Source organism: Rhodococcus sp. IEGM 1305 (assembly GCF_030058635.1).
Classification (GTDB): Bacteria; Actinomycetota; Actinomycetes; order Mycobacteriales; family Mycobacteriaceae; genus Rhodococcus_F; species Rhodococcus_F opacus_D.
Genome location: NZ_JASHKX010000057.1, coordinates 16,346 through 36,319 on the forward strand (window position 1 = coordinate 16,346; position 19,974 = coordinate 36,319).

The window sequence follows — 19,974 nt, forward strand, 5'->3', positions numbered from 1 at the left end:
CGAGGAGAAGTAATGCGGCGGGTCCTACGTTCGTCAGTACTGGCGCTGGCGACGATCTCGGCTGTCGTCCTCAGCGGCTGCAGCAGCGGAACGCAGGTCGACGACATCTTCTCCGCGGGCGGGTGGCCCGGCATGCACGCCGACGCCCGCAACAGCGACACCAGCCCCGTCACCGGTTCCCGCGACCTCTCCTTCGCCTGGTCGCGTCCGCTCGGCGGTCCGGTGGCGAATTACGCATCGGTGGCCGCCAGCGGCCAGATCTTCATCACGGCCCGCACCGAGAAGGGCTGCAACCTCTTCTCCTACCAGATGGACAGCGGCCGCAAACGCTGGTGCCGTCAGCTCGCGCCGGGTGTCGTGGCCTCCACGCCGATCGTCGACGGCGCCGCCAACGTGTACGTGGGCGAGAACGGTGCCATCAACTCGTTCAACGAGTACGGCCAGCTGCGTTGGCGCACACCGGTGGTCGGGACGCCGCTGTCGGCGCAGTTCACCGGCGACGGCAATCTCCTCTTCATCACCCAGCTCGGCCAGATCAACGTCGTGAACACGCAGACCGGTCAGAAGGTCGTGGCGCCGTACGACCTCGTCCCACCGCCGTCCGTCGCCGAGGGCGCGAACGTCGACATCCTGCCCGACGACAAGGGTCTCAGCGGCTGCTTCTTCGGCGCACCCGACTGCCCGGTCGCGAACATGCCGGCGATCGACCTCGAGTCCGGCAAGTTCTACTTCACGTTCTTTGCGCCCGGCGCTCCCGCGGCGGAACTCGTCTCGATGAAGTACTCCGGCGGCGACAACCCCGCCATCACCCAGGAATGGTCCAGCGATGCGCTGCCGGGCGGTAGCGCGTCCAGCCCCGACTTGTCGGCCGACGGCTCCGTCGTCTACACCAACGACAACTGGGGCACGTTGTGGGCGATCGATTCCGCGACCGGTGATGCGAAGTGGAGCTACGACATCGGGTACGCCGCTGCCGGTAGCCCGTCGACGTCCGCGGACGGTCTGATCATCCCCGCCGGCGGACTCGACGGTCACCTCCTGGCGTTGCAGGACAAGGGCGATCACGCCGAACTGGTCTGGGAGCGGAAGGATCTGCTGCAGCTGGGCGTCCCGGCGCAGACAGCCGGGTCGACCGGTTACGCGGTGGTCCGCGAGGGTACGGACGGGCTGGCGATGCTCACGTTCGACACCGGGACCGGCGAAACCCTCGACCAGGAGACCCTGCCCGGGGCGAAGGGCTTCACGGTCGGCACGTCCGTCGGGCCGAAGGGTGAAGTCCTGACGCCGACACTGCTCGGGGAGCTGTTCGTCCTCCGCTGACCCGTGAGTACTTGTCAACGTCCGGCGGTTGAGAAGTACTCACGGGCGCGAAGCGCAGATGAACGCGACGCCTGCGCGGCCGATCCGCGTGATCACCACACTGAGCGAACGAGTTCCGCGCAACTTCAACTTCGGACGCAGGACCGCGGGATCGACGTCGACGCCGCGCACGAGGATTTCCGCCACCCCGCAGTCGTGGCGCGCCAGGTCCTGCCGCAGCGACTTCTCCGAATACTTCACCTGCTCGAGAATGCGGAAGCCCCGCACACCGTCCGGAACCGAATCGCCGGTGAGATAGGCGATCCGGGGATCCAGCTGCCACAGTCCGTGCCGGGCCGCGTAGTGCCGCACCAGGCCGGCACGCACGACGGCCCCGTCGGGGTCGACGATCCATTCCCCCGGCGCGCGTTCGGGGATGTCGTCGTCCTCGGCGTCCGTCACCGTCCACGCGCTGCCGTCGGAGCCGAGGACGCTCGCCCGGCGGGTGATACCGGCTCCGGACAGTCCCGGCGACCACAGGCACGCCTCCCGCACGCCGCCGTCGAGCGACACCACCTCCACCTCGCCGTCCCAGCCGAGCCGGTCGAAATCAAGTCCGGGAGCGCATTTCACCGCGAGATCCCGTCCGCGGTACGCGTCGATCAGATCCGGCAGCGGCGGCTCCAGCGCGGCTGGGTCGTGTGTTCGCCTGCCGCCGGACCGTCGCGCCGGATCCGCGAGCACGACGGTGCCGCGGGTGCACGGGACGAGCGCATCGGCGCGGACGACGGCCGCCGCGGGAACGTTGTGCTGCGCCATCAGGAGCCGGACCGGGTCGAGGTCGCTGCCGATCACCGTCGCGGCCGTCCCGACCACCGCGTCCAGTTCGGCACCGATGGAGCACGTGACGTCGTGGACGTCCCGGTCCTTCAGCCGGATCGCACGATGCGCGGCGACCGCACGCGGCGTCGCCTGTTGCAGAGCGTCGTCCGTGAAGAACCAGTTTTCGGTGCCGGGAAGTTTGGCGGCTGCCTTCCGCCGCAACAGCACGGTCTCCACCAGCAATGCCACGTGTGAGCCGAAACGCGTACGCGCCCGGCCGATGTCGGCCAGGCGCGTAGACGTGGTCAATGCGAAGCCGTCCACTTCCGCGAGAGCGGCTGCCCCGTCCGGGCTCTGCAGGAACTCCACGTCCCCGGGAGTGAACGCATAGCCCAATTCAGTTGCCGGGCTTCACGCCGGTGATCATGACGTTGTAGAAGAATCCCCGCGGCACCACGTGCCGGAGAACCTTCTCGTCGACCCAGCTGAGCGTTTTCCATCCGGTGAACGCGAAACGCCCCCAGCCCCAGCCCAGCTTCTCCGGGGGTACGGCGGCCTCGAACGTGCGGACGGGCCAGCCGAGCAGAGCGGCGGCGAATTCCTCGGTGGCCGCGTGAACCTGCTCGGCGCCTGCCGACTTCGCGATCTTCTCGAGGTCGCCCGGATCGAACGTGTGGAGGTCGACGACGGCCTCGAGCGCAGCCGCGCGGGAGGACTCGTCCAGTTCCGCCTGCGGGCGACGCCAGTCGGCGAGGAACGGCAACTTGGTGACCCGGGTGGTAACCTCCCACGTCGCGCGACCCAGCCAGCGGGCGTAGAAGTTGCCGATCGTGGTCGGCTCACCGGCGAAGACGAAACGCCCGCCCGGCTTCAGGACGCGCAGAACCTCGCGCAGCGACTGCTCCACGTCCGGGATGTGATGCAGGACCGCATGTCCCACGACGAGATCGAACGTGTCGTCCTCGTACGGGATGGTTTCGGCGTCGGCGACGCGGCCGTCGACGGACAATCCCAGGCCCTCGGCGTTGCGGAGGGCGACCTTCACCATGCCGGGCGACAGGTCGGTGACCGAACCGGTCTTCGCGACTCCACCCTGCATCAGGTTGAGGAGGAAGAATCCGGTGCCGCAGCCCAGTTCGAGCGCCCGCTCGTAGGGCAGCGGCTGATCGCCCGCGACGGCGTCGAAACGTCCGCGCGCGTAGTCGATGCACCGCTCGTCGTACGAGATCGACCACTTCTCGTCGTACGTCTCGGCTTCCCAGTCGTGGTAGAGCACCTGGGCGAGTTTGGTGTCCTTCAGCGCAGCCTCTACCTCTTCGGCGGTGGCGTGCGGATGAGGAGCTGGGTCGTCATGGGCGCTTGCAGTCATGCGGCAAATCCTACTCGCTGGTAAGAGTGAACAGGTTCTAGTTTCGGGCTCCAGACTACTCGCCCGTGAACCGAGCCTTACCTGGACCGTTCTCGATGAACGATTCCATCCCGATCGTGCGGTCCTGGGTGGCGAACAGCGAGGTGAACAGCTGACGCTCCACCGCGAGCCCTGTCGTGAGGTCGACGTCCAGCCCACGGTCGACGGCGGCCTTCGCCGCGGCGAGGGCGCGGCCCGCCCCCTTCGTGAACTGCGACGCCCACGTGCGGGCCGCCTCGTACACGTCGTCCGGCGCCACGACCTCGTCGACCAGCCCGATCGACAGGGCCTCCTCGGCGTCGACGAACCGGCCGGTGAACAGCAGATCCTTGGCCTTGGACGGTCCGATCAGCCGGGCGAGACGCTGGGTGCCGCCGCCGCCGGGAATGATGCCGAGCAGGATCTCCGGTACACCGAGCTTGGCATTGTCGCCCGCGATGCGCCGGTCCGCCGACAACGCGACCTCCAGGCCGCCGCCGAGCGCATACCCCGTGATGGCGGCGACGGTGGGCTTCGGGATCTCGGAGACCGCCGCGAGGTCGGACTGCAGGTCGCCGATCACGTCGGACATCTGCCCGAAGTTCATCTCGGACATTTCCTTCACGTCCGCGCCCGCGGCGAAGACCTTCTCGCCGCCGTAGACGATGACGGCCTTCACGTCGGCGTTGACGGTCGCCTCCCGCGCCGCTGCCCGCAACTCCTGCTGAACCTGACGGTTCAGGGCGTTCATCGGGGGGCGCGCGAGCCGGATCGTGCCGATGCCTTCGGATACCTCGAGAGTGACAAACTCAGCCATGGGGCAAAAGGCTACTTGTCTGCCTCCGACCCGGTTTCGCGGCCCGCCGCATCGCGATCAGTCGCGGGACGTCCACGGATGCGGACCGGCTTCGTAGTAGCCGTCCTGTCCCGGGAACTCCACGCGGAGTTGCTCCTCGTCCGTGATGAGGGTCGGCAGGATCACCGGGATCTCCGGTTCCGCGGCCAGCACGTCCGCGACCGAGCCGAACGCGCTGAGCGCCGTGAGCTGACTCCACGTCGGCGGCAGCAGGATGCTTCCGCCGCCCTGCCAGTGCGCGAGCGCCGCGGCCGGACTCTGCCACTGCACGTCCTCGGCCTCGGACGTCGCACCGTCCGCGATCTGGCCGTGCGGTGCGGCGGCGACGAAGAACCGCGTGTCGTAGCGGCGGCCCTCGCCGACCGGGGTGATCCAGTTGGCCCAGGGCCGCAGCAGATCGGCGCGCAGGACGAGGTTCTCGCGCTTCAGGAAGTCGCTGAACGACAGTTCGCGTTTCTCGAGTTGTGTGCGGGACTGCGCGTAACGGGACGTGTCCGCGACGACCGTGTCCGCGCTCGGTCCCGCGAGGAGCACGCCGCATTCCTCGAACGTCTCGCGCACCGCCGCGCACACGAGTGCCTTCGCGCGCGCGGCGTCGGTGGAGAACCGCTCGGCCCACCAGTCGACGGACGGTCCCGCCCAGTCGACCTCGGCGGCGGCGTCCGACGGGTCGACGCCGCCGCCGGGGAACACCGTCATGCCGCCGGCGAACGCCATCCCCTTCACCCGGCGGAGGAGGAACACCTCGATTCCGGGCGACGCGGCGTCTGCCGCGGCGTCACGGATGAGGATGACCGTGGACGCGTCCTTGGGTGCCACGTCGGTACTGTCGCGGGGCGCCTGCTCTTGCTTCGAGACCATGTCTCGGAACCTACGCCGCCGGGTGACGGGGGTCGCAGTCGGTCCCCCGGTGTGACGGCCGGTCCTCAGCCCCGCCGGTGCGCGCCGGGGACGCGGGTCCGCCGCGCGAAGAACCGGCCGTCGACCTTGTCCAGGCTGATGGACTGGCTGAACGCCTCGCTGAGGTTCTCTGCCGTGATGACCTGATCGAGGAGCCCCTGCGAGACCACCTCCCCCTCCTTGAGGAGCAGTGCATGAGTGAATCCCGGCGGGATCTCCTCGACGTGGTGGGTGATGAGGACCGTCGCGGGGGCGTCGGGGTCGGCGGCGAGGTCGGTGAGGCGCGCGACGAGTTCCTCGCGTCCACCGAGGTCGAGACCGGCGGCGGGCTCGTCGAGCAGCAGCAGTTCCGGGTCGGTCATCAGCGCACGGGCGATGAGGACGCGTTTGCGCTCACCCTCGGACAGGGTGCCGTACGTGCGCTTGGCGAGGTGCTCGGCGCCGAGGCTCTCGAGCATCTCGACGGCACGGTCGGTGTCCATGTCGTCGTAGCGCTCACGCCAGCGCCCGAGCACCGCGTAGCCGGCGGAGACGACGAGATCGGTCACAACCTCCTCGGACGGCACCCGGTTGGCGAGCGCCGAGGAGGACAGTCCGATTCGCGGTCGCAGTTCGTTGATGTCGACGCGGCCGAGCCTTTCACCGAGAAGGTAGGCGCTTCCGCTCGTGGGATGCAGTTCGGCGGCCGCGATCCGGAGCAACGACGTCTTGCCTGCCCCGTTCGGTCCGAGGACGACCCATCGTTCGTCGAGTTCCACCTTCCAGGTGACCGGGCCCACCAGAGTGTTGCCCCCGCGGCGGAGGAGAACGTCGTCGAATTCGATGAGGAGATCAGGATCAGGTTCATGCACGCACCCATCTTCCCGCACATCTTCCGGGCATTCACGGCAGGATCAGTTGCGTGTCGCCTCACATCGATTCGCACCCCGGCGAGATGTCGTCGCTCCCGCCGAGTCTGCGGCTGCCCGGATCACCGTTTCCCCTGGGAGCGAAAGTGCGTGGCACCGGAACGCAGTTCGCGGTTCACGCTCCCGACGCCGAACTGGTACAGGTGTGCCTGATTTCTGAGGATGGCGACGAGACGCGGATCGATCTGGTCCAGCGAACGTACGGCATCTGGCACGGCATCGTCGAGGGGGTCGGTGCGGGACAACGCTACGGCTACCGCGCGCACGGACGCTGGGACCCAGGACGCGGCGTGCGCCTCAATCCCGCCAAGCTGCTTCTGGATCCGTGGGCGACCCGCATCACGGGCAGACTCGGCGACCACGACGCACTCGTCTCCCACGACGGCGACCCGTTCGGCGGCCCGTCGCGCGTCGACAGCCTGGGCCACACACCGTTGTCGGTGGTCACGGCCGACCACGCCCGCACGAGCGGACCGCGGATCGAAAGGCCGTGGGAGGAAACCGTTGTCTACGAACTTCACGTGGGATCGTTCACCGCACGGCACCCCGACGTGCCGCCGCAGTACCGCGGAACGTATCTGGGTCTCGCCGAACCCGCCGTCGTCGGCCATCTCGTCCGCCTCGGCGTGACCGCGGTCGAACTGCTTCCCGTCCAGGCGTACGTCTCCGAGGCCACCGTGCGCGCGCGGGGCATGCGCAACCACTGGGGATACTCCACCGCGGCGTTCTTCGCCCCCCACCCGGGCTATGCGGTGGTGCCGGGTGAGGAGATCACCGAGTTCCACACGATGGTCGACGCGCTGCACGCCGCGGGGATCGAGGTCATCCTCGACGTGGTGTACAACCACACCTGCGAGCAGGGCGTCGACGGCATCAGCCTCAGTTGGCGCGGCCTCGACGCCCCCGGCTACTACCTCCTCGACTCCGACGGCCGCGACATCGATATCACCGGTTGCGGGAACACCGTCGATGCACAGTCGCCCATCGTCGTCCGGATGATCGGCGACAGCCTGCGCTACTGGGCGCACGAGATGGGGGTCGACGGATTCCGGTTCGACCTCGCGTCCGCTCTCGGCCGTCCCGGCGGCGGCCGATTCGATTCCCGCGCTTCGATCTTCTCCGCGATCACGGCGGATCCCGTTCTCTCCCGGTGCAAACTGATCGCCGAACCGTGGGATGCCACGTCGGACGGATACCGGGTCGGGCACTTCGGCGTCCAGTGGTCGGAATGGAACGACAAGTACCGCAATACCGTTCGACGGTTCTGGAACGGCGGCACCGGCGTGCGCGACCTCGCCTCCCGGGTGGCCGGTTCCGAAGACGTGTTCGGAAACCGGCGGCCGTGGGCGTCCGTCAATTTCGTGACCGCGCATGACGGGTTCACCGCCGCGGACCTCGTGTCGTACGTCCGCAAGCACAACGAGGCCAACGGCGAGGACAACCGGGACGGCGCCGATCACAACGACTCCGTCGACCACGGCGTCGAAGGCCCCACCGACGATCCGTCGATCATCGAGACGCGGTCCCGGCACGTCCGTGCGCTCCTGGCCACGCTCGCGCTGTCGACCGGCACGCCGATGTTCACGGCCGGCGACGAATTCGGTCACACCCTCGGCGGCAACAACAACGCGTACTGCGTCCCCGAGGACACCCCGCGTGAAGACTCCTGGCCGCTCGACTGGAGCTCCGGGGACACGACCCTCACCGCGTTCGTCACCCGCGCCCTCGACCTGCGACGCGCCTCCCCCGCCCTGCGCCAGCCGGAATTCTTCGAGGGCAGGCGCACACCCACCGGCCATCCCGACCTCGTGTGGTTCGGCGCCGACGGCGCGGAGATGGACGACCCCGCGTGGTACGACGACTCCAGGCGCACCCTCCAGGCGTGGATCGACGGATCCGACATCCGCTCCCACACCGAAGACGGGCACCAGCTCACCGACGACAGTTGGCTTCTCGTCTTCCACTCGGGCGGACCCGCTGTGATCACTTTGGGCTGCCCCGAATGGTTCTACGGGACGGTGCTCGCCGAATTCGACTCGACATCGCCCGACGGCGCACCCGCGCCGGGCGGCCCGATCTCGGGAGACTCCACGATCGCACTGTCCGGTCCGACGCTGCTCGTCTTCCGTGCGGTCGGGTAGATGCCGCCGAAGCGCATCATCAGCTGGATGAGCGGGCCGATGCCCAGCGCGTAGACGACGGTGCCCACCCCGACGGTGCCGCCGAGCAACCAGCCGGTGGCCAGCACGGTCACCTCGATCGACGTGCGGATCACCCGCACCGACAGCCCGGTCCGCGCGACCAGACCGGTCATGAGACCGTCCCTCGGTCCGGGACCCATCCCCGCACCGATGTACAGCACGGTGGCGAGCGCGTTGAGGACCACGCCGCCGAGCATCACCACGATGCGCACGACAAGGGAGTCGGCGGGTTCGAGGAACGCGAGCGACGTGTCCACCGAGACGGCGATGACCACGACGTTGGCGATCGTGCCGAATCCCGGTTTCTGACGGATCGGGATCCACAGTGCGAGCACCACGACACCGGTCAGCGCGGTCACCGCACCGAAACTGAGTGGTGTGCGATCCGCGACCCCCTGATGGAACACATCCCAGGGGTCGAGGCCGAGGCCGGTGGTGATCATCATGGCCATCGAGAAGCCGTACAGCCACAGTCCGGCGAGCAATGCGATCAGGCGTCGAGCGAGCATGACCGTCAGTGTTCCGGGAAATCCTGCCGCATCCCATAGCCACGACACAGGCACTGGACCGACGATGCGTCGACGCTCAGGGGCAGGCGATCACGGTCATCGATCCGGGAGCCACCTCGGTGAAACCGGCGTCCCGCACCGCGACCGCCCTGCCCCGCACCACCTCGATGGTCAGGTCTTCCCACAGTCCGACGTCGGCATCCCGCACGGCGCAGCGGTAGCCGGTGGCCGCCCACGCGCGTGCCTGCTCGGTGGTCATTGCACCGGCGAGCAGCATCGACGCGTGACCCACCTGCGCCGCGGCCTTCCCCACCGTCATGTCCAGGGCGGAGTTGATCCACAGCACCGGAATCCCGTCCGGGATCTCCCCGGGGTCGTCGTGGTCGAGATCGGTGCCGCCGATCTGCAACTTCCGGATGCGGGGGTCGAGTGCGCCGACGGCGACGGGCACGAGTGCGCGCGCCTGGGCACCGTCGACGTCGACGGTGATTCCGTCGACCTCCTGCGCCGCACGCCACCCCGCTCCCCGCGCACGCCGCGACACCTTGCGGATCCGGGACCCGATCCAGGCGAGGTAATCCTCCTGCCACGGTCCGGGCGCGCCGGTGTCGTCGGGGCCGACGCGAGAGTCGAGGCACAACGCCACCGCCGCGGTCGCGGCAGCTTCGAGCAGGGCGCTACGCGGCGGGGGGTCGGCCTTGGGAATGTGCAGCACGATCGGCATGGCGAGAACCTGCGCCGGGTCGTCCGGATCCGGCCGGCCGCCGTATCCGGCCGCGAGGACGGCGTGACGCGCCGCCCACAGGGCGTCGTCACCGGTTTCCCCGGCAACCGCGTCGCGGCACGATTCCGTCACGACAGCGGGACTCGTCGCACCACGCCGTCCACTGCGTCGGCGGCCTCGACCTCGTCGCGGGTGACCCCGAGAATGAACAACACGGCGTCGAGGAAGGGGTGCGACAAAGCGGTGTCCGCGACCTCCCGCAGAGCGGGCTTGGCGTTGAACGCGATGCCCAGCCCTGCCGCGTTGAGCATGTCGATGTCGTTGGCGCCGTCGCCGACCGCCACCGTCTGTTCCATCGGGACGCCGACCTGTCCGGCGAACTTCCGCAGCGCGGTCGCCTTCGCGGCCCGGTCCACGATGTCTCCGATCACCCGGCCGGTGAGCTTGCCGTCCACGATCTCGAGCGTGTTGGCCTGCACGAAGTCCAGTTCCAGTTCGTGGGCCAGGCCCTCGATGACCTGCCGGAAACCTCCGGACACCACGCCGCAGTGGAAGCCGAGCCTGCGGAGCGTCCGGATGGTGGTGCGAGCGCCCGGTGTCAGTTCCAAGTTTTCCGCGACGTCGTCGATCACGGAGGCGTCGAGGCCGGCGAGGGTCGCGACCCGCTGATGCAGGGATTCGGTGAAGTCGATTTCGCCGCGCATCGCCGATTCGGTGACGGCGCGCACCTCGTCCTCGACGCCCGCGCGGGCGGCGAGCATCTCGATGACCTCGCCCTGGACGAGGGTCGAATCGACGTCGAACACGATGAGCCGTTTGGCGCGACGAGCCAGTCCCCCGCGCTCGACGGCGATGTCGACGTTCTCGCGCACGGCCACTTCAGCCAGCACGGTGCGCAGACTCTTGTCCGCCTCCGCGGTTCCGGGAGCACTCACAAGCAGTTCGAGGCCCGTCACCGGGTAGTCGGCGACGCCGCGGATCGAGTCGATGTTGACCCCGAGGGTCGCCATCTCCCGCGCCACCGAACGCAGTGCGCGAGCCGACACCGGACTACCGAGCACGACCACGGCGTGGGTGGACAGCGACTGCCTGCCGGGATCGGCACCGATCTCGACGTCCACCGACATCCCGACGGTGGCCATCGCCTCTTCGAGTTCCTCCTGCAGCGCTTCCCCGTTCTCGGGGCAGGCCACCAGGACACCGAGGGTCAGTCGCCCACGAATCACCACCTGCTCCACGTCGAGAAGGCTCACGTCGTGGCGGGAGAGCGACCCGAAGAGCACCGAGGTGACGCCGGGTCGGTCGGGGCCCGTCACGGTCACCAGAACAGTGGTGTCAGCTGCACCCACCGATGTACTCCGATCATGTTGCTCGCGCGGCTTGTCCGGCACCCATTGTGCCAACTGAAAGGCCCCGCCCGGTGTGGGGGCGGGGCCTTTCCGAAACTGATGTGTCAGCGGCCGGTGTCGGTTCCGGGGTCGCCTTCGTCGCCGACGGTCAGCGGCTCGTGGCGTTCCTTCTCGAGCACGGTGCTGGCGTGCTTGCCACCGTGGCCCGGTCCGACGTGCGCCTCGGCCTTCATCCGCTCGACCATGTGCGGGTAGTGCAGCTCGAACGCGGGACGCTCGGAGCGGATGCGCGGCAGTTCGGTGAAGTTGTGCCGCGGCGGCGGGCAACTGGTGGCCCACTCGAGGGAGTTGCCGTAACCCCACGGGTCGTCGACGGTCACGACCTCGCCGTACCGGTAGCTCTTGAAGACGTTCCAGATGAACGGCAGCGTCGAGGCACCCAGGACGAACGCGAAGATCGTCGAGAAGGTGTTCAGGAACGTGAAGCCGTCCGAGGGCAGGTAGTCGGCGTAGCGACGCGGCATACCTTCGTTACCCAGCCAGTGCTGGACGAGGAACGTGCCGTGGAAGCCGATGAACGTGGTCCAGAAGTGCCACTTGCCGAGACGCTCGTCCATCATGCGTCCGGTCATCTTCGGGAACCAGAAGTAGATGCCGGCGTACGTGGCGAACACGACGGTGCCGAAGACCACGTAGTGGAAGTGGGCGACCACGAAGTAGGTGTCCGTGACGTGGAAGTCGAGCGGCGGGCTCGCGAGGATGACGCCGGACAGACCACCGAAGAGGAACGTGATCAGGAAGCCGATGGAGAACAGCATCGGCGACTCGAACGTCAACTGCCCCTTCCACATGGTTCCGATCCAGTTGAAGATCTTCACACCCGTAGGAACGGCGATCAGGAACGTCATGAACGAGAAGTACGGGAGCAGCACGGCGCCGGTGGCGTACATGTGGTGCGCCCACACCGCGATGGAGAGCGCGGCGATCGCCAGGGTCGCGTAGACCAGGCCGCTGTAACCGAACACGGGCTTACGGCTGAAGACCGGGAAGATCTCCGAGACGATGCCGAAGAACGGCAGCGCGATGATGTACACCTCGGGGTGACCGAAGAACCAGAACAGGTGCTGCCACAGCAGTACGCCGCCGGTGGCCGGGTCGAAGATGTGGCCACCGAGGTGACGGTCCACGAACAGGCCCATGAACGCAGCGGTCAGCAGCGGGAACGCCAGCAGAATCAGAATGCTGGTGATGAAGATGTTCCACGTGAAGATCGGCATGCGGAACATGGTCATGCCGGGTGCACGCAGGCAGATGACGGTGGTGATCATGTTGACACCACCGAGGATGGTGCCGAGGCCGGCGACCGCGAGGCCCATGACCCAGAGGTCGGCGCCGACGCCCGGGGAGTGCAGCGCACTCGTCAGGGGCGTGTAGGCGGTCCAGCCGAAGTCTGCGGCACCGCCGGGGGTGATGAAGCCTGCGGTCGTGATGATCGCGCCGAACACGTACAGCCAGTAGCTGAACGCGTTGAGTCGCGGGAACGCCACGTCGGGGGCACCAATCTGCAGCGGCAGGATGTAGTTGGCGAACCCGAACACGATCGGCGTCGCGTACAGCAGCAGCATGATCGTGCCGTGCATCGTGAACAGCTGGTTGAACTGCTCGTTCGACAAGAACTGCATACCGGGCACAGCGAGCTCGGCGCGCATCATCAGGGCCATGAGACCACCGATGAGGAAGAACGCGATCGAGGTCGTCAAGTACATGATTCCGAGCACCTTGGGGTCGGTGGTCGTAATCATTTTGAAGATGAACGAGCCCTTGGGTCCCTGCCGCGGCGGGTAAGGCCTGGCTGCAGCTATCGCGGGGACTGGCTGGGGCGCTACGGCAGTCACTGATCCTCCTGAATGCGCGTCCGTCCCCGGGCTGCGAGGCGAACGGTCTCTGGCTTGCGCTCATCGAATCGTAGACCGTGCCCTGAGCGGCCTCCGACTGGGTCCTACCCACTGTCGTACTTACCCGGACTCAGAGCAAATTGTGGCGGATGCGACCTGCGGTTTGTCGCGCCGGGGAGTGCTCACTGTCACGCGGTCCGGCGTGTCGCACGCGACCGGTCGTCGCGTGCGACACGAAGGCTCCGACACGCCGAAACCCCGGTGTTAAGGTTTCGCTCACCTAACTTTCGATCAGGAGCTTCATGTGAACGTTCTCTCCCGACGCCGGGTAGTCGCCGGCGCGGTCGCACTGGCCGCTGCAGCCACTTTCTCGATCACGTCCTGCTCCAGCAGCGACAACTCCGCCGCCGCGTCCGGCACCACGTCGTCGACCGGGCAGTTCCCCCGCACCGTCGACCATTTCCGCGGCAGCACCGAGATCCCGGCCGAACCGCAGCGCATCGTGGCACTCGACAACAGTTTCACCGACGCCGTCCTCCTCCTCGAGGCGCCACTCGTCGGATACGTCGACTACCGCGAACCCGGCCTGCCCGACTACCTCGGCGCCTCGCGGGACGAGTTCGCGGCCGAAGCCGAGTCGGTGGGCAAGGTCAGCACCGCGAGCCTCGAGCAGATCGCCGCGCTGCAACCCGACCTGATCATCTCCGCCGAGGTGCGCGACGGAAAGAACTACGAGCAACTGTCCGCGATCGCGCCGACCATCTTCACCGAGACGACCGGGCCCACTTGGAAGGACAACATCCGTCTCGTCGGCAAGGCACTGGGCAAGGAAGAACTCGCGGAGCAGAAGATCGGCGCCTACGAGGAGCGGGCCGCGGCCGTCGGCGCGGAGATCAATGACACGGCGTCGAATCCGGTGATCTCGGTCGTCCGGTTCGCGGGCGAGCCGACGGCACGCCTCTACCGCACCACCTCGTTCAGCGGGATCGTCCTCTCGGACGCCGGGCTCGCTCGTCCGCAGAGCCAGGGCCCCGATCCGGCCGACCCCGACAACATCATGCAAGCCATCAGCCCCGAGCTGATCAGCGAGGCGGAGGGCGACGCCATCTTCGTCAGCACCTGGCAGGACCCGGCCGGCAAGAGCGCCGAAGCGGCGAAGCCGTTCCTGGAGAGCCCGCTGTGGCAGACGCTGAAGGGACGCAAGATCGACGTCGACGACGCCCGCTGGATGTCGCCGGTCAGCATCCAGGGCGCGCACCTCATCCTCGACGACCTGTCGGACACGTTCGGGGTGGACAAGCACAGCGGCTAACCTGAACGCGCCCGCACACACAGGAAGTCGCCGAATTGTCCCCTCGTAGGTTTTCCGCCCGCCGCGCGTCCACCGGTCTCGTCGCCGCCGTCGCTGTGCTCGCAGTCGCCGGCTGCTCTCAACCGTCCGACGACGATCCCGCAGCGTCCATCGTCCGGACCACCACGCAGATCGCCGGAGCCGGTGTGGTCGGCATCGAGCGGGACACCACGACCGCCTGCGCCGGGCCGGCCCCTGTCGACGCCGCACTCGCGGCCGGCTCGACGCACCGGGTGGTCCACACGAAAGGCGAGAGCGACGTTCCGTCGGATCCGCAGCGGATCGTGGTGCTCGACAGCGCCGCACTGGACGCGGTGTGCGCACTCGGTCTGTGGAAGAACGTGGTCGGCGCGGCGACCGTCGACGGGGACTCACCTCAGCCCGGCTACCTCGGCACGGGCATCTCCGAGATCCCGGGCGTCGGATCCGTCGACGCCCCGGACGTGAACAAGATCGCGCAGGCGGACCCGGATCTGATCCTCGGATCGAGTCCGGCGTCCGACCAGCTGTACGGCGCGCTCTCCCCCATCGCGCCCACCGTGTTCGTCGGCTCCGACCCCGTGTACTGGAAAGCCCAGTTCCTCCTCGCCGGCAACGCCCTGGGCCGGGCCGATGCGGCGACGGCCGCGCTCGAGCAGTACCAGCAGGACGCCAGGCAACTCGGCGTCGACATCGACGCAGCGCAGACACAGGCGTCCGTCGTCCGCTTCGACGCCGACAGCATGGAGGTCGAGGGTCCGGCCACGTTCGCCGGCCAGGTCCTCACCGACGCCGGAGTGCGGCGGCCCGCCTATCAGAACCTCGACGGCGCAGTCACCGAACCGATCACCGAATCCGACATCGACCAGGCCGAGGGCGACCTCATCTACGCCGTCCTGGACGGCGAGGAGGGCACCGCGCACGCGGAGGACATCATGTCCGGTGAGGCATGGGAAGACCTCGAGGCGGCCTCCGACAAGCGGGTCTTCGCCGTGGAGGGTGACGTGTGGGGCGGAAACGGTGTCGTCGCCGCACGCGCGATGCTCATCGACCTGCGGAACACGCTGAACGGCTACGTCGGCTAGGAGGCGCGGTGCCCGTCCCCGAGTTCGTCACCGCCCTGCGCGGCCATGTCGGCACTGCGCCGCTGTGGCTGTCCGGGGTGAGTGTCGTGGTGCGCGACGCCGACGGCCGGGTGCTGCTGACGCGGCGCGTCGACAACGGAAAATGGGCCGTCGTGTCCGGCATCCTCGAACCCGGGGAGGAACCCGGACCCGCGGCGCTGCGTGAGGTACGCGAGGAAACCGGCGTGGACGCGGAACTGGTCCGGATCACGAGCGTCGACGTCACCGACCCGATCACCTACCCCAACGGCGACGTCGCGCAGTATCTCGACGTGTGTTTCCTCGCGCGGTATCTGAGCGGGGAGGCTGCCGTGTCGGACGACGAGAACCACGACGTCGCCTGGTTCTCCCCCGACGCGCTGCCGCCGGATCTCACCCCGTCGTCGCGACTGCGGCTCGACAAGGCGCTGCAGGACGAGCCCGAGGCGTGGTTCCGCCGCTGAACGCAGTTCGCCCGATGTCACACCGGTGCAGTCGAACTGAACCGGTGTGACATCGGGCGACAGGCCTGGGTCGCTCTAGAAGTCCCAGTCCTCGTCTTCGGTGTTGACGGCCTTGCCGATGACGTAGGAGCTGCCCGAGCCGGAGAAGAAGTCGTGGTTCTCGTCCGCGTTGGGTGAGAGCGCCGACAGGATCGCCGGGTTGACGTCCGTCTCGTCCTTCGGGAACAGACCCTCGTAGCCGAGGTTCATCAGCGCCTTGTTGGCGTTGTACCGCAGGAACTTCTTGACGTCCTCGGTGAGGCCCACCTCGTCGTAGAGGTCCTGGGTGTAGTCGACCTCGTTGTCGTAGAGCTCGAAGAGCAACTCGAACGTGTAGTTCTTGAGGTCGTCGCGCTCGGCCTCGGTGAGCTGCTCGAGACCCTTCTGGTACTTGTAGCCGATGTAGTACCCGTGCACGGCCTCGTCACGGATGATGAGGCGGATGAGGTCGGCGGTGTTGGTGAGCTTCGCCCGCGACGACCAGTACATCGGCAGGTAGAAGCCGGAGTAGAACAGGAAGCTCTCGAGCAGGGTGGAGGCCACCTTGCGCTTGAGCGGCTCGTCGCCCTGGTAGTAGTCCATGACGATCTCGGCCTTGCGCTGCAGGTTCGGGTTCTCCTCGGACCAGCGGAAGGCGTCGTCGATGTCGCGGGTGGAGCACAGCGTCGAGAAGATCGAGCTGTAGCTCTTGGCGTGCACCGACTCCATGAACGCGATGTTGGTGTACACCGCCTCTTCGTGCGGCGTGATGGCGTCGGGGATGAGGCTGACGGCGCCCACGGTGCCCTGAATGGTGTCGAGGAGCGTCAGCCCCGTGAACACCCGCATCGTGAGCTGCTTCTCCTGCGGCGTGAGCGTCCCCCACGACGGGATGTCGTTGGACACCGGCACCTTTTCGGGCAGCCAGAAGTTGCCGACGAGACGGTCCCACACCTCGGCGTCCTTCTCGTCCTGGACGCGGTTCCAGTTGATCGCGGATACGCGACTCACCAGCTTGACCATTGATTCCTCACTTCGTTCGGCTGTGAGTACTTGTCAACCGCCGGCGGTTGACAAGTACTCACGGGCGGCGGAGCCGCCTACAGCATGCAGGAAACGCAACCTTCGACCTCGGTACCCTCCAGAGCCATCTGACGCAGCCGGATGTAGTACAGCGTCTTGATGCCCTTGCGCCACGCGTAGATCTGGGCCTTGTTGATGTCGCGGGTGGTGGCGGTGTCCTTGAAGAACAATGTCAGCGACAGCCCCTGGTCGACGTGCTGCGTCGCCGCGGCATAGGTGTCGACGATCTTCTCGTACCCGATCTCGTAGGCATCCTGGTAGTACTCCAGGTTGTCGTTGGTCAGGTAGGGCGCCGGGTAGTAGACGCGGCCGATCTTGCCTTCCTTGCGGATCTCGATCTTCGACGCCACCGGGTGGATGGAGCTGGTGGAGTAGTTGATGTACGAGATCGAGCCCGTCGGCGGGACGGCCTGCAGGTTCTGGTTGTAGATGCCGTACTTCTGCACGGACGCCTTCAGCTCGCGCCAGTCGTCCTGCGTCGGGATGTGCACACCGGACTCGGCGAACAGCTGACGCACCCGCTCCGTCTTCGGCTCCCACACCTGATCGGTGTACTTGTCGAAGTACTCGCCGGACGCGTACTTGGACTGCGGGAAGCCCTTGAAGTGGGTGCCCCGCTCGATGGCGATCCGGTTGGACGCCCGCACCGCGTGGAACACGACGGTGTAGAAGTAGATGTTCGTGAAGTCGATGCCCTCGTCGGAGCCGTAGAAGATCCGCTCACGGGCCAGGTACCCGTGCAGGTTCATCTGCCCGAGGCCGATGGCGTGAGAGTCGTTGTTGCCCTGCTCGATCGACGGCACCGAGTAGATGTGCGTCTGATCGGACACCGCGGTGAGGGCGCGGATCGACACCTCGATGGTGCGTGCGAAGTCGGGCGAGTCCATCGTCTTCGCGATGTTCAGCGAACCGAGGTTGCAGGAGATGTCCTTGCCGACCTCGCTGTAGGAGAGGTCGTCGTTGAACAGCGACGGCGTCGAGACCTGCAGGATCTCCGAGCACAGGTTGGAGTGGGTGATCTTGCCCTCGATGGGGTTGGCCCGGTTCACCGTGTCCTCGAACATGATGTAGGGGTAGCCCGACTCGAATTGCAGCTCTGCGATGGTCTGGAAGAACTCGCGCGCCTTGATCTTCGACTTGCGGATCCGCTTGTCGTCGACCATCTCGTAGTACTTCTCGGTGACGTTGACGTCCGCGAACGGGACACCGTAGATGCGCTCGACGTCGTACGGCGAGAAGAGGTACATGTCCTCGTTCTTCTTCGCCAGCTCGAACGTGATGTCCGGGATGACCACACCCAGCGACAGCGTCTTGATGCGGATCTTCTCGTCGGCGTTCTCCCGCTTGGTGTCGAGGAAGCGGTAGATGTCCGGGTGGTGCGCGTGCAGGTACACCGCGCCCGCACCCTGTCGCGCGCCGAGCTGGTTGGCGTACGAGAAGGAATCCTCGAGCAGCTTCATGATCGGGATGACACCGGAGCTCTGGTTCTCGATCTTCTTGATCGGGGCACCGTGCTCGCGAACATTGCTGAGCAGCAACGCAACTCCGCCGCCGCGCTTGGACAGCTGCAGGGCGGAGTTGATGGAGCGGCCGATGGACTCCATGTTGTCCTCGATGCGCAGCAGGAAGCAGGACACGGGCTCGCCGCGCTGCTTCTTGCCGGAGTTGAGGAACGTGGGGGTGGCGGGCTGGAACCGGCCGGCGATGATCTCGTCGACGAGCTTGGTCGCCAGCTCTTCGTCGCCGGCGGCGAGCGTGAGCGCGACCATGCAGACACGGTCCTCGAACCGCTCCAGGTAGCGCTTGCCGTCGAACGTCTTCAGCGTGTACGAGGTGTAGTACTTGAACGCGCCCAGGAACGTCGGGAAGCGGAACTTCTTGGCGTAGGCGTGATCGATCAGCGACTTCACGAACGCGCGCGAGTACTGGTCGAGGACCTCGGGCTCGTAGTAGTTCTCCTCCACGAGGTAGTCGAGTTTCTCGTCCAGGTTGTGGAAGAAGACGGTGTTCTGGTTGACGTGCTGCAGGAAGTACTGGCGGGCGGCGGCGACGTCCTTGTCGAACTGGATCTCACCGTTGGGGCCGTACAGGTTGAGCATTGCGTTGAGTGCGTGGTAATCGAGACCGTTCGTCGAGTCTCCACCGCGCGCATCGCGCTCTACGCTCCCCGCGTCGATGGTGTCTGTGATGGTCGGCGCCACTTCTCGTGCTCCTCGTCGTCTAAGTGATCCCAGAATTCACCCAGACCGGCCCTGACCCGCTCGACGTCCTCGGCTGTGCCCATGAGTTCGAAGCGGTAGAGGTAGGGAACGTGGCATTTCTGAGAAATGATGTTTCCTGCAAAGCAATAGGATTCACCGAAATTGGTGTTTCCTGCCGCGATCACTGCTCGGATCAGCGACCTGTTGTGTGTGTTGTTGAGAAATCGGATGACCGGCTTCGGGACGTAACTGGTGTCGCGGCCCATGGCCGTCGTTCCCCCGCCGTAGGTGGGGACGATCAGCACGTAGGGTTCGCGAACCTCGAAGGTTCCCTCGCGGTCATGAATGGGTATGCGCGTCGCAGGCAGCCCGAGCCGCTGGACGAATCGGTGCGTGTTCTCCGAGGCGCTGGAGAAGTACACCAGCGATGTCATCGGTTTCCACCATCTGGACTAGAACTACCGTTTACTGCCGCCCGGGAATCGGTTCGATCTCCGCCTGAGGCGGTGCGATCGCCTCGCTTCAAGCAGCGTTTGCCGAGAGGGTCTTGATGCGGTCGGGGCGGAAGCCCGACCAGTGCTCGTCACCGGCCACGATCACGGGCGCCTGCAGGTATCCCAGTGCCATGACGTAGTCCCGGGCTTCGGGGTCTTCGGTGATGTCGACGACGGAGTATTCGATACCCGCCTTGTCGAGGGCCCGGTAGGTGGCATTGCACTGAACGCAAGCGGGCTTGGTGTAGACGGTGATGCTCATGAAGTCCCTCTTTCCACTGCCGAATGGAGCTGACGAAGTGTGTGTTCAGCGCACTGAGACTTCCCCTGATCGAGATGGCGGTGACCCCCGATGGAGATGCTCACCGAGTCGGTTCTCGTTGTGGTCTCTCAGTGCTCAAGACACTACACCTAGTGGCCGACAGAAACAC

17 protein-coding genes and 1 pseudogene are annotated in these 19,974 nt (G+C 66.7%); 5 read left to right on the plus strand and 13 right to left on the minus strand.

Annotated elements, in window-relative coordinates:
- Window positions 1-12 precede the first annotated feature (12 nt).
- The gene (locus tag QM693_RS35870; RefSeq protein WP_283334838.1) at window positions 13-1,320 is read left to right on the plus strand and encodes an outer membrane protein assembly factor BamB family protein; all 1,308 of its coding nucleotides are present in this window, start codon (window positions 13-15) and stop codon (window positions 1,318-1,320) included.
- Between the two features lie 39 nt (window positions 1,321-1,359).
- Here QM693_RS35870 and QM693_RS35875 read toward each other — a convergent pair whose 3' ends face one another.
- The 5 genes from QM693_RS35875 to QM693_RS35895 all read right to left on the minus strand — a co-directional run bounded on the left by QM693_RS35875 (window position 1,360) and on the right by QM693_RS35895 (window position 6,115).
- The gene (locus tag QM693_RS35875; RefSeq protein WP_280781705.1) at window positions 1,360-2,517 is read right to left on the minus strand and encodes a THUMP-like domain-containing protein; all 1,158 of its coding nucleotides are present in this window, start codon (window positions 2,515-2,517) and stop codon (window positions 1,360-1,362) included.
- Between the two features lies 1 nt (window position 2,518).
- Window positions 2,519-3,490 carry a class I SAM-dependent methyltransferase gene (locus QM693_RS35880; protein WP_105413082.1) on the minus strand — a complete coding sequence of 324 codons (972 nt, stop codon included), beginning with the start codon at window positions 3,488-3,490 and terminating at the stop codon, window positions 2,519-2,521.
- A gap of 55 nt (window positions 3,491-3,545) precedes the next feature.
- Window positions 3,546-4,325 carry an enoyl-CoA hydratase/isomerase family protein gene (locus tag QM693_RS35885; protein WP_283335268.1) on the minus strand — a complete coding sequence of 260 codons (780 nt, stop codon included), beginning with the start codon at window positions 4,323-4,325 and terminating at the stop codon, window positions 3,546-3,548.
- 57 nt (window positions 4,326-4,382) lie between these two features.
- Entirely contained in the window at window positions 4,383-5,225 is an 843-nt protein-coding gene (locus QM693_RS35890) for an NUDIX hydrolase (protein WP_283354674.1), read from the minus strand.
- A 65-nt stretch (window positions 5,226-5,290) separates the two neighbouring features.
- Window positions 5,291-6,115 (minus strand): ABC transporter ATP-binding protein, encoded by an 825-nt coding sequence (locus tag QM693_RS35895; protein ID WP_052033815.1) that lies wholly within the window; start codon window positions 6,113-6,115, stop codon window positions 5,291-5,293.
- An 83-nt stretch (window positions 6,116-6,198) separates the two neighbouring features.
- Between QM693_RS35895 and glgX the strand changes: the two are divergent.
- A pseudogene (gene glgX / locus QM693_RS35900) lies at window positions 6,199-8,163 on the plus strand (glycogen debranching protein GlgX); the annotation flags it as partial.
- 17 nt (window positions 8,164-8,180) lie between these two features.
- Here glgX and yczE read toward each other — a convergent pair.
- From yczE to ctaD, 4 genes are all read right to left on the minus strand, one after another.
- Window positions 8,181-8,882: a membrane protein YczE gene (gene yczE, locus QM693_RS37990; protein WP_283354675.1), complete on the minus strand. Its 702-nt coding sequence runs from the start codon at window positions 8,880-8,882 to the stop codon at window positions 8,181-8,183.
- 76 nt (window positions 8,883-8,958) lie between these two features.
- Window positions 8,959-9,738 carry an aminoacyl-tRNA hydrolase gene (locus QM693_RS35910; protein ID WP_283354676.1) on the minus strand — a complete coding sequence of 260 codons (780 nt, stop codon included), beginning with the start codon at window positions 9,736-9,738 and terminating at the stop codon, window positions 8,959-8,961.
- Window positions 9,735-10,955: a phosphoserine phosphatase SerB gene (gene serB, locus QM693_RS35915; protein WP_105413087.1), complete on the minus strand. Its 1,221-nt coding sequence runs from the start codon at window positions 10,953-10,955 to the stop codon at window positions 9,735-9,737. The genes QM693_RS35910 and serB overlap by 4 nt, the downstream gene beginning before the upstream one ends.
- Window positions 10,956-11,059: 104 nt before the next feature.
- Window positions 11,060-12,850, minus strand: coding sequence for an aa3-type cytochrome oxidase subunit I (gene ctaD, locus QM693_RS35920; RefSeq protein WP_011598346.1), 1,791 nt, complete (start codon window positions 12,848-12,850; stop codon window positions 11,060-11,062).
- A gap of 304 nt (window positions 12,851-13,154) precedes the next feature.
- Here ctaD and QM693_RS35925 point away from each other — a divergent pair, with 304 nt between their 5' ends.
- From QM693_RS35925 to QM693_RS35935, 3 genes are read left to right on the plus strand one after another with little or no spacing between them, the layout of a single operon-like run.
- A complete protein-coding gene (locus QM693_RS35925) occupies window positions 13,155-14,162 on the plus strand; it encodes an ABC transporter substrate-binding protein (protein ID WP_280781699.1) in 1,008 nt (335 codons plus the stop codon).
- Window positions 14,163-14,197: 35 nt separating this feature from the next.
- On the plus strand, window positions 14,198-15,265 hold the full coding sequence (locus QM693_RS35930) for an iron-siderophore ABC transporter substrate-binding protein (RefSeq protein ID WP_283354677.1): 1,068 nt from the start codon (window positions 14,198-14,200) through the stop codon (window positions 15,263-15,265).
- Window positions 15,266-15,273: 8 nt separating this feature from the next.
- Window positions 15,274-15,747, plus strand: a complete 474-nt coding sequence (locus tag QM693_RS35935; RefSeq protein WP_280781697.1) for an NUDIX hydrolase — start codon at window positions 15,274-15,276, stop codon at window positions 15,745-15,747.
- Window positions 15,748-15,822: 75 nt separating this feature from the next.
- On the opposite strand, the gene nrdF is transcribed toward QM693_RS35935, so the two are convergent.
- From nrdF to QM693_RS35955, 4 genes are all read right to left on the minus strand, one after another.
- Window positions 15,823-16,788 (minus strand): class 1b ribonucleoside-diphosphate reductase subunit beta, encoded by a 966-nt coding sequence (gene nrdF, locus QM693_RS35940; RefSeq protein ID WP_005240291.1) that lies wholly within the window; start codon window positions 16,786-16,788, stop codon window positions 15,823-15,825.
- A 77-nt stretch (window positions 16,789-16,865) separates the two neighbouring features.
- Window positions 16,866-19,049 (minus strand): class 1b ribonucleoside-diphosphate reductase subunit alpha, encoded by a 2,184-nt coding sequence (nrdE, locus tag QM693_RS35945; RefSeq protein ID WP_005240290.1) that lies wholly within the window; start codon window positions 19,047-19,049, stop codon window positions 16,866-16,868.
- The gene (gene nrdI, locus QM693_RS35950; RefSeq protein WP_005259574.1) at window positions 19,007-19,483 is read right to left on the minus strand and encodes a class Ib ribonucleoside-diphosphate reductase assembly flavoprotein NrdI; all 477 of its coding nucleotides are present in this window, start codon (window positions 19,481-19,483) and stop codon (window positions 19,007-19,009) included. The genes nrdE and nrdI overlap by 43 nt, the downstream gene beginning before the upstream one ends.
- 88 nt (window positions 19,484-19,571) lie before the next feature.
- Window positions 19,572-19,805, minus strand: coding sequence for a redoxin NrdH (locus QM693_RS35955; protein WP_005240286.1), 234 nt, complete (start codon window positions 19,803-19,805; stop codon window positions 19,572-19,574).
- Window positions 19,806-19,974: the final 169 nt, after the last annotated feature.

What these genes read in the sequence shown, in the direction of transcription:
- nrdF (WP_005240291.1), bottom strand. Translation starts at nt 16,788, where the DNA reads ATGGTCAAGCTGGTGAGTCGCGTATCCGCGATCAACTGGAACCGCGTC.
- nrdI (WP_005259574.1), bottom strand. Translation starts at nt 19,483, where the DNA reads ATGACATCGCTGGTGTACTTCTCCAGCGCCTCGGAGAACACGCACCGA.
- QM693_RS35885 (WP_283335268.1), bottom strand. Translation starts at nt 4,325, where the DNA reads ATGGCTGAGTTTGTCACTCTCGAGGTATCCGAAGGCATCGGCACGATC.
- QM693_RS35870 (WP_283334838.1), top strand. Translation starts at nt 13, where the DNA reads ATGCGGCGGGTCCTACGTTCGTCAGTACTGGCGCTGGCGACGATCTCG.
- QM693_RS35890 (WP_283354674.1), bottom strand. Translation starts at nt 5,225, where the DNA reads ATGGTCTCGAAGCAAGAGCAGGCGCCCCGCGACAGTACCGACGTGGCA.
- yczE (WP_283354675.1), bottom strand. Translation starts at nt 8,882, where the DNA reads ATGCTCGCTCGACGCCTGATCGCATTGCTCGCCGGACTGTGGCTGTAC.
- QM693_RS35955 (WP_005240286.1), bottom strand. Translation starts at nt 19,805, where the DNA reads ATGAGCATCACCGTCTACACCAAGCCCGCTTGCGTTCAGTGCAATGCC.
- QM693_RS35880 (WP_105413082.1), bottom strand. Translation starts at nt 3,490, where the DNA reads ATGACTGCAAGCGCCCATGACGACCCAGCTCCTCATCCGCACGCCACC.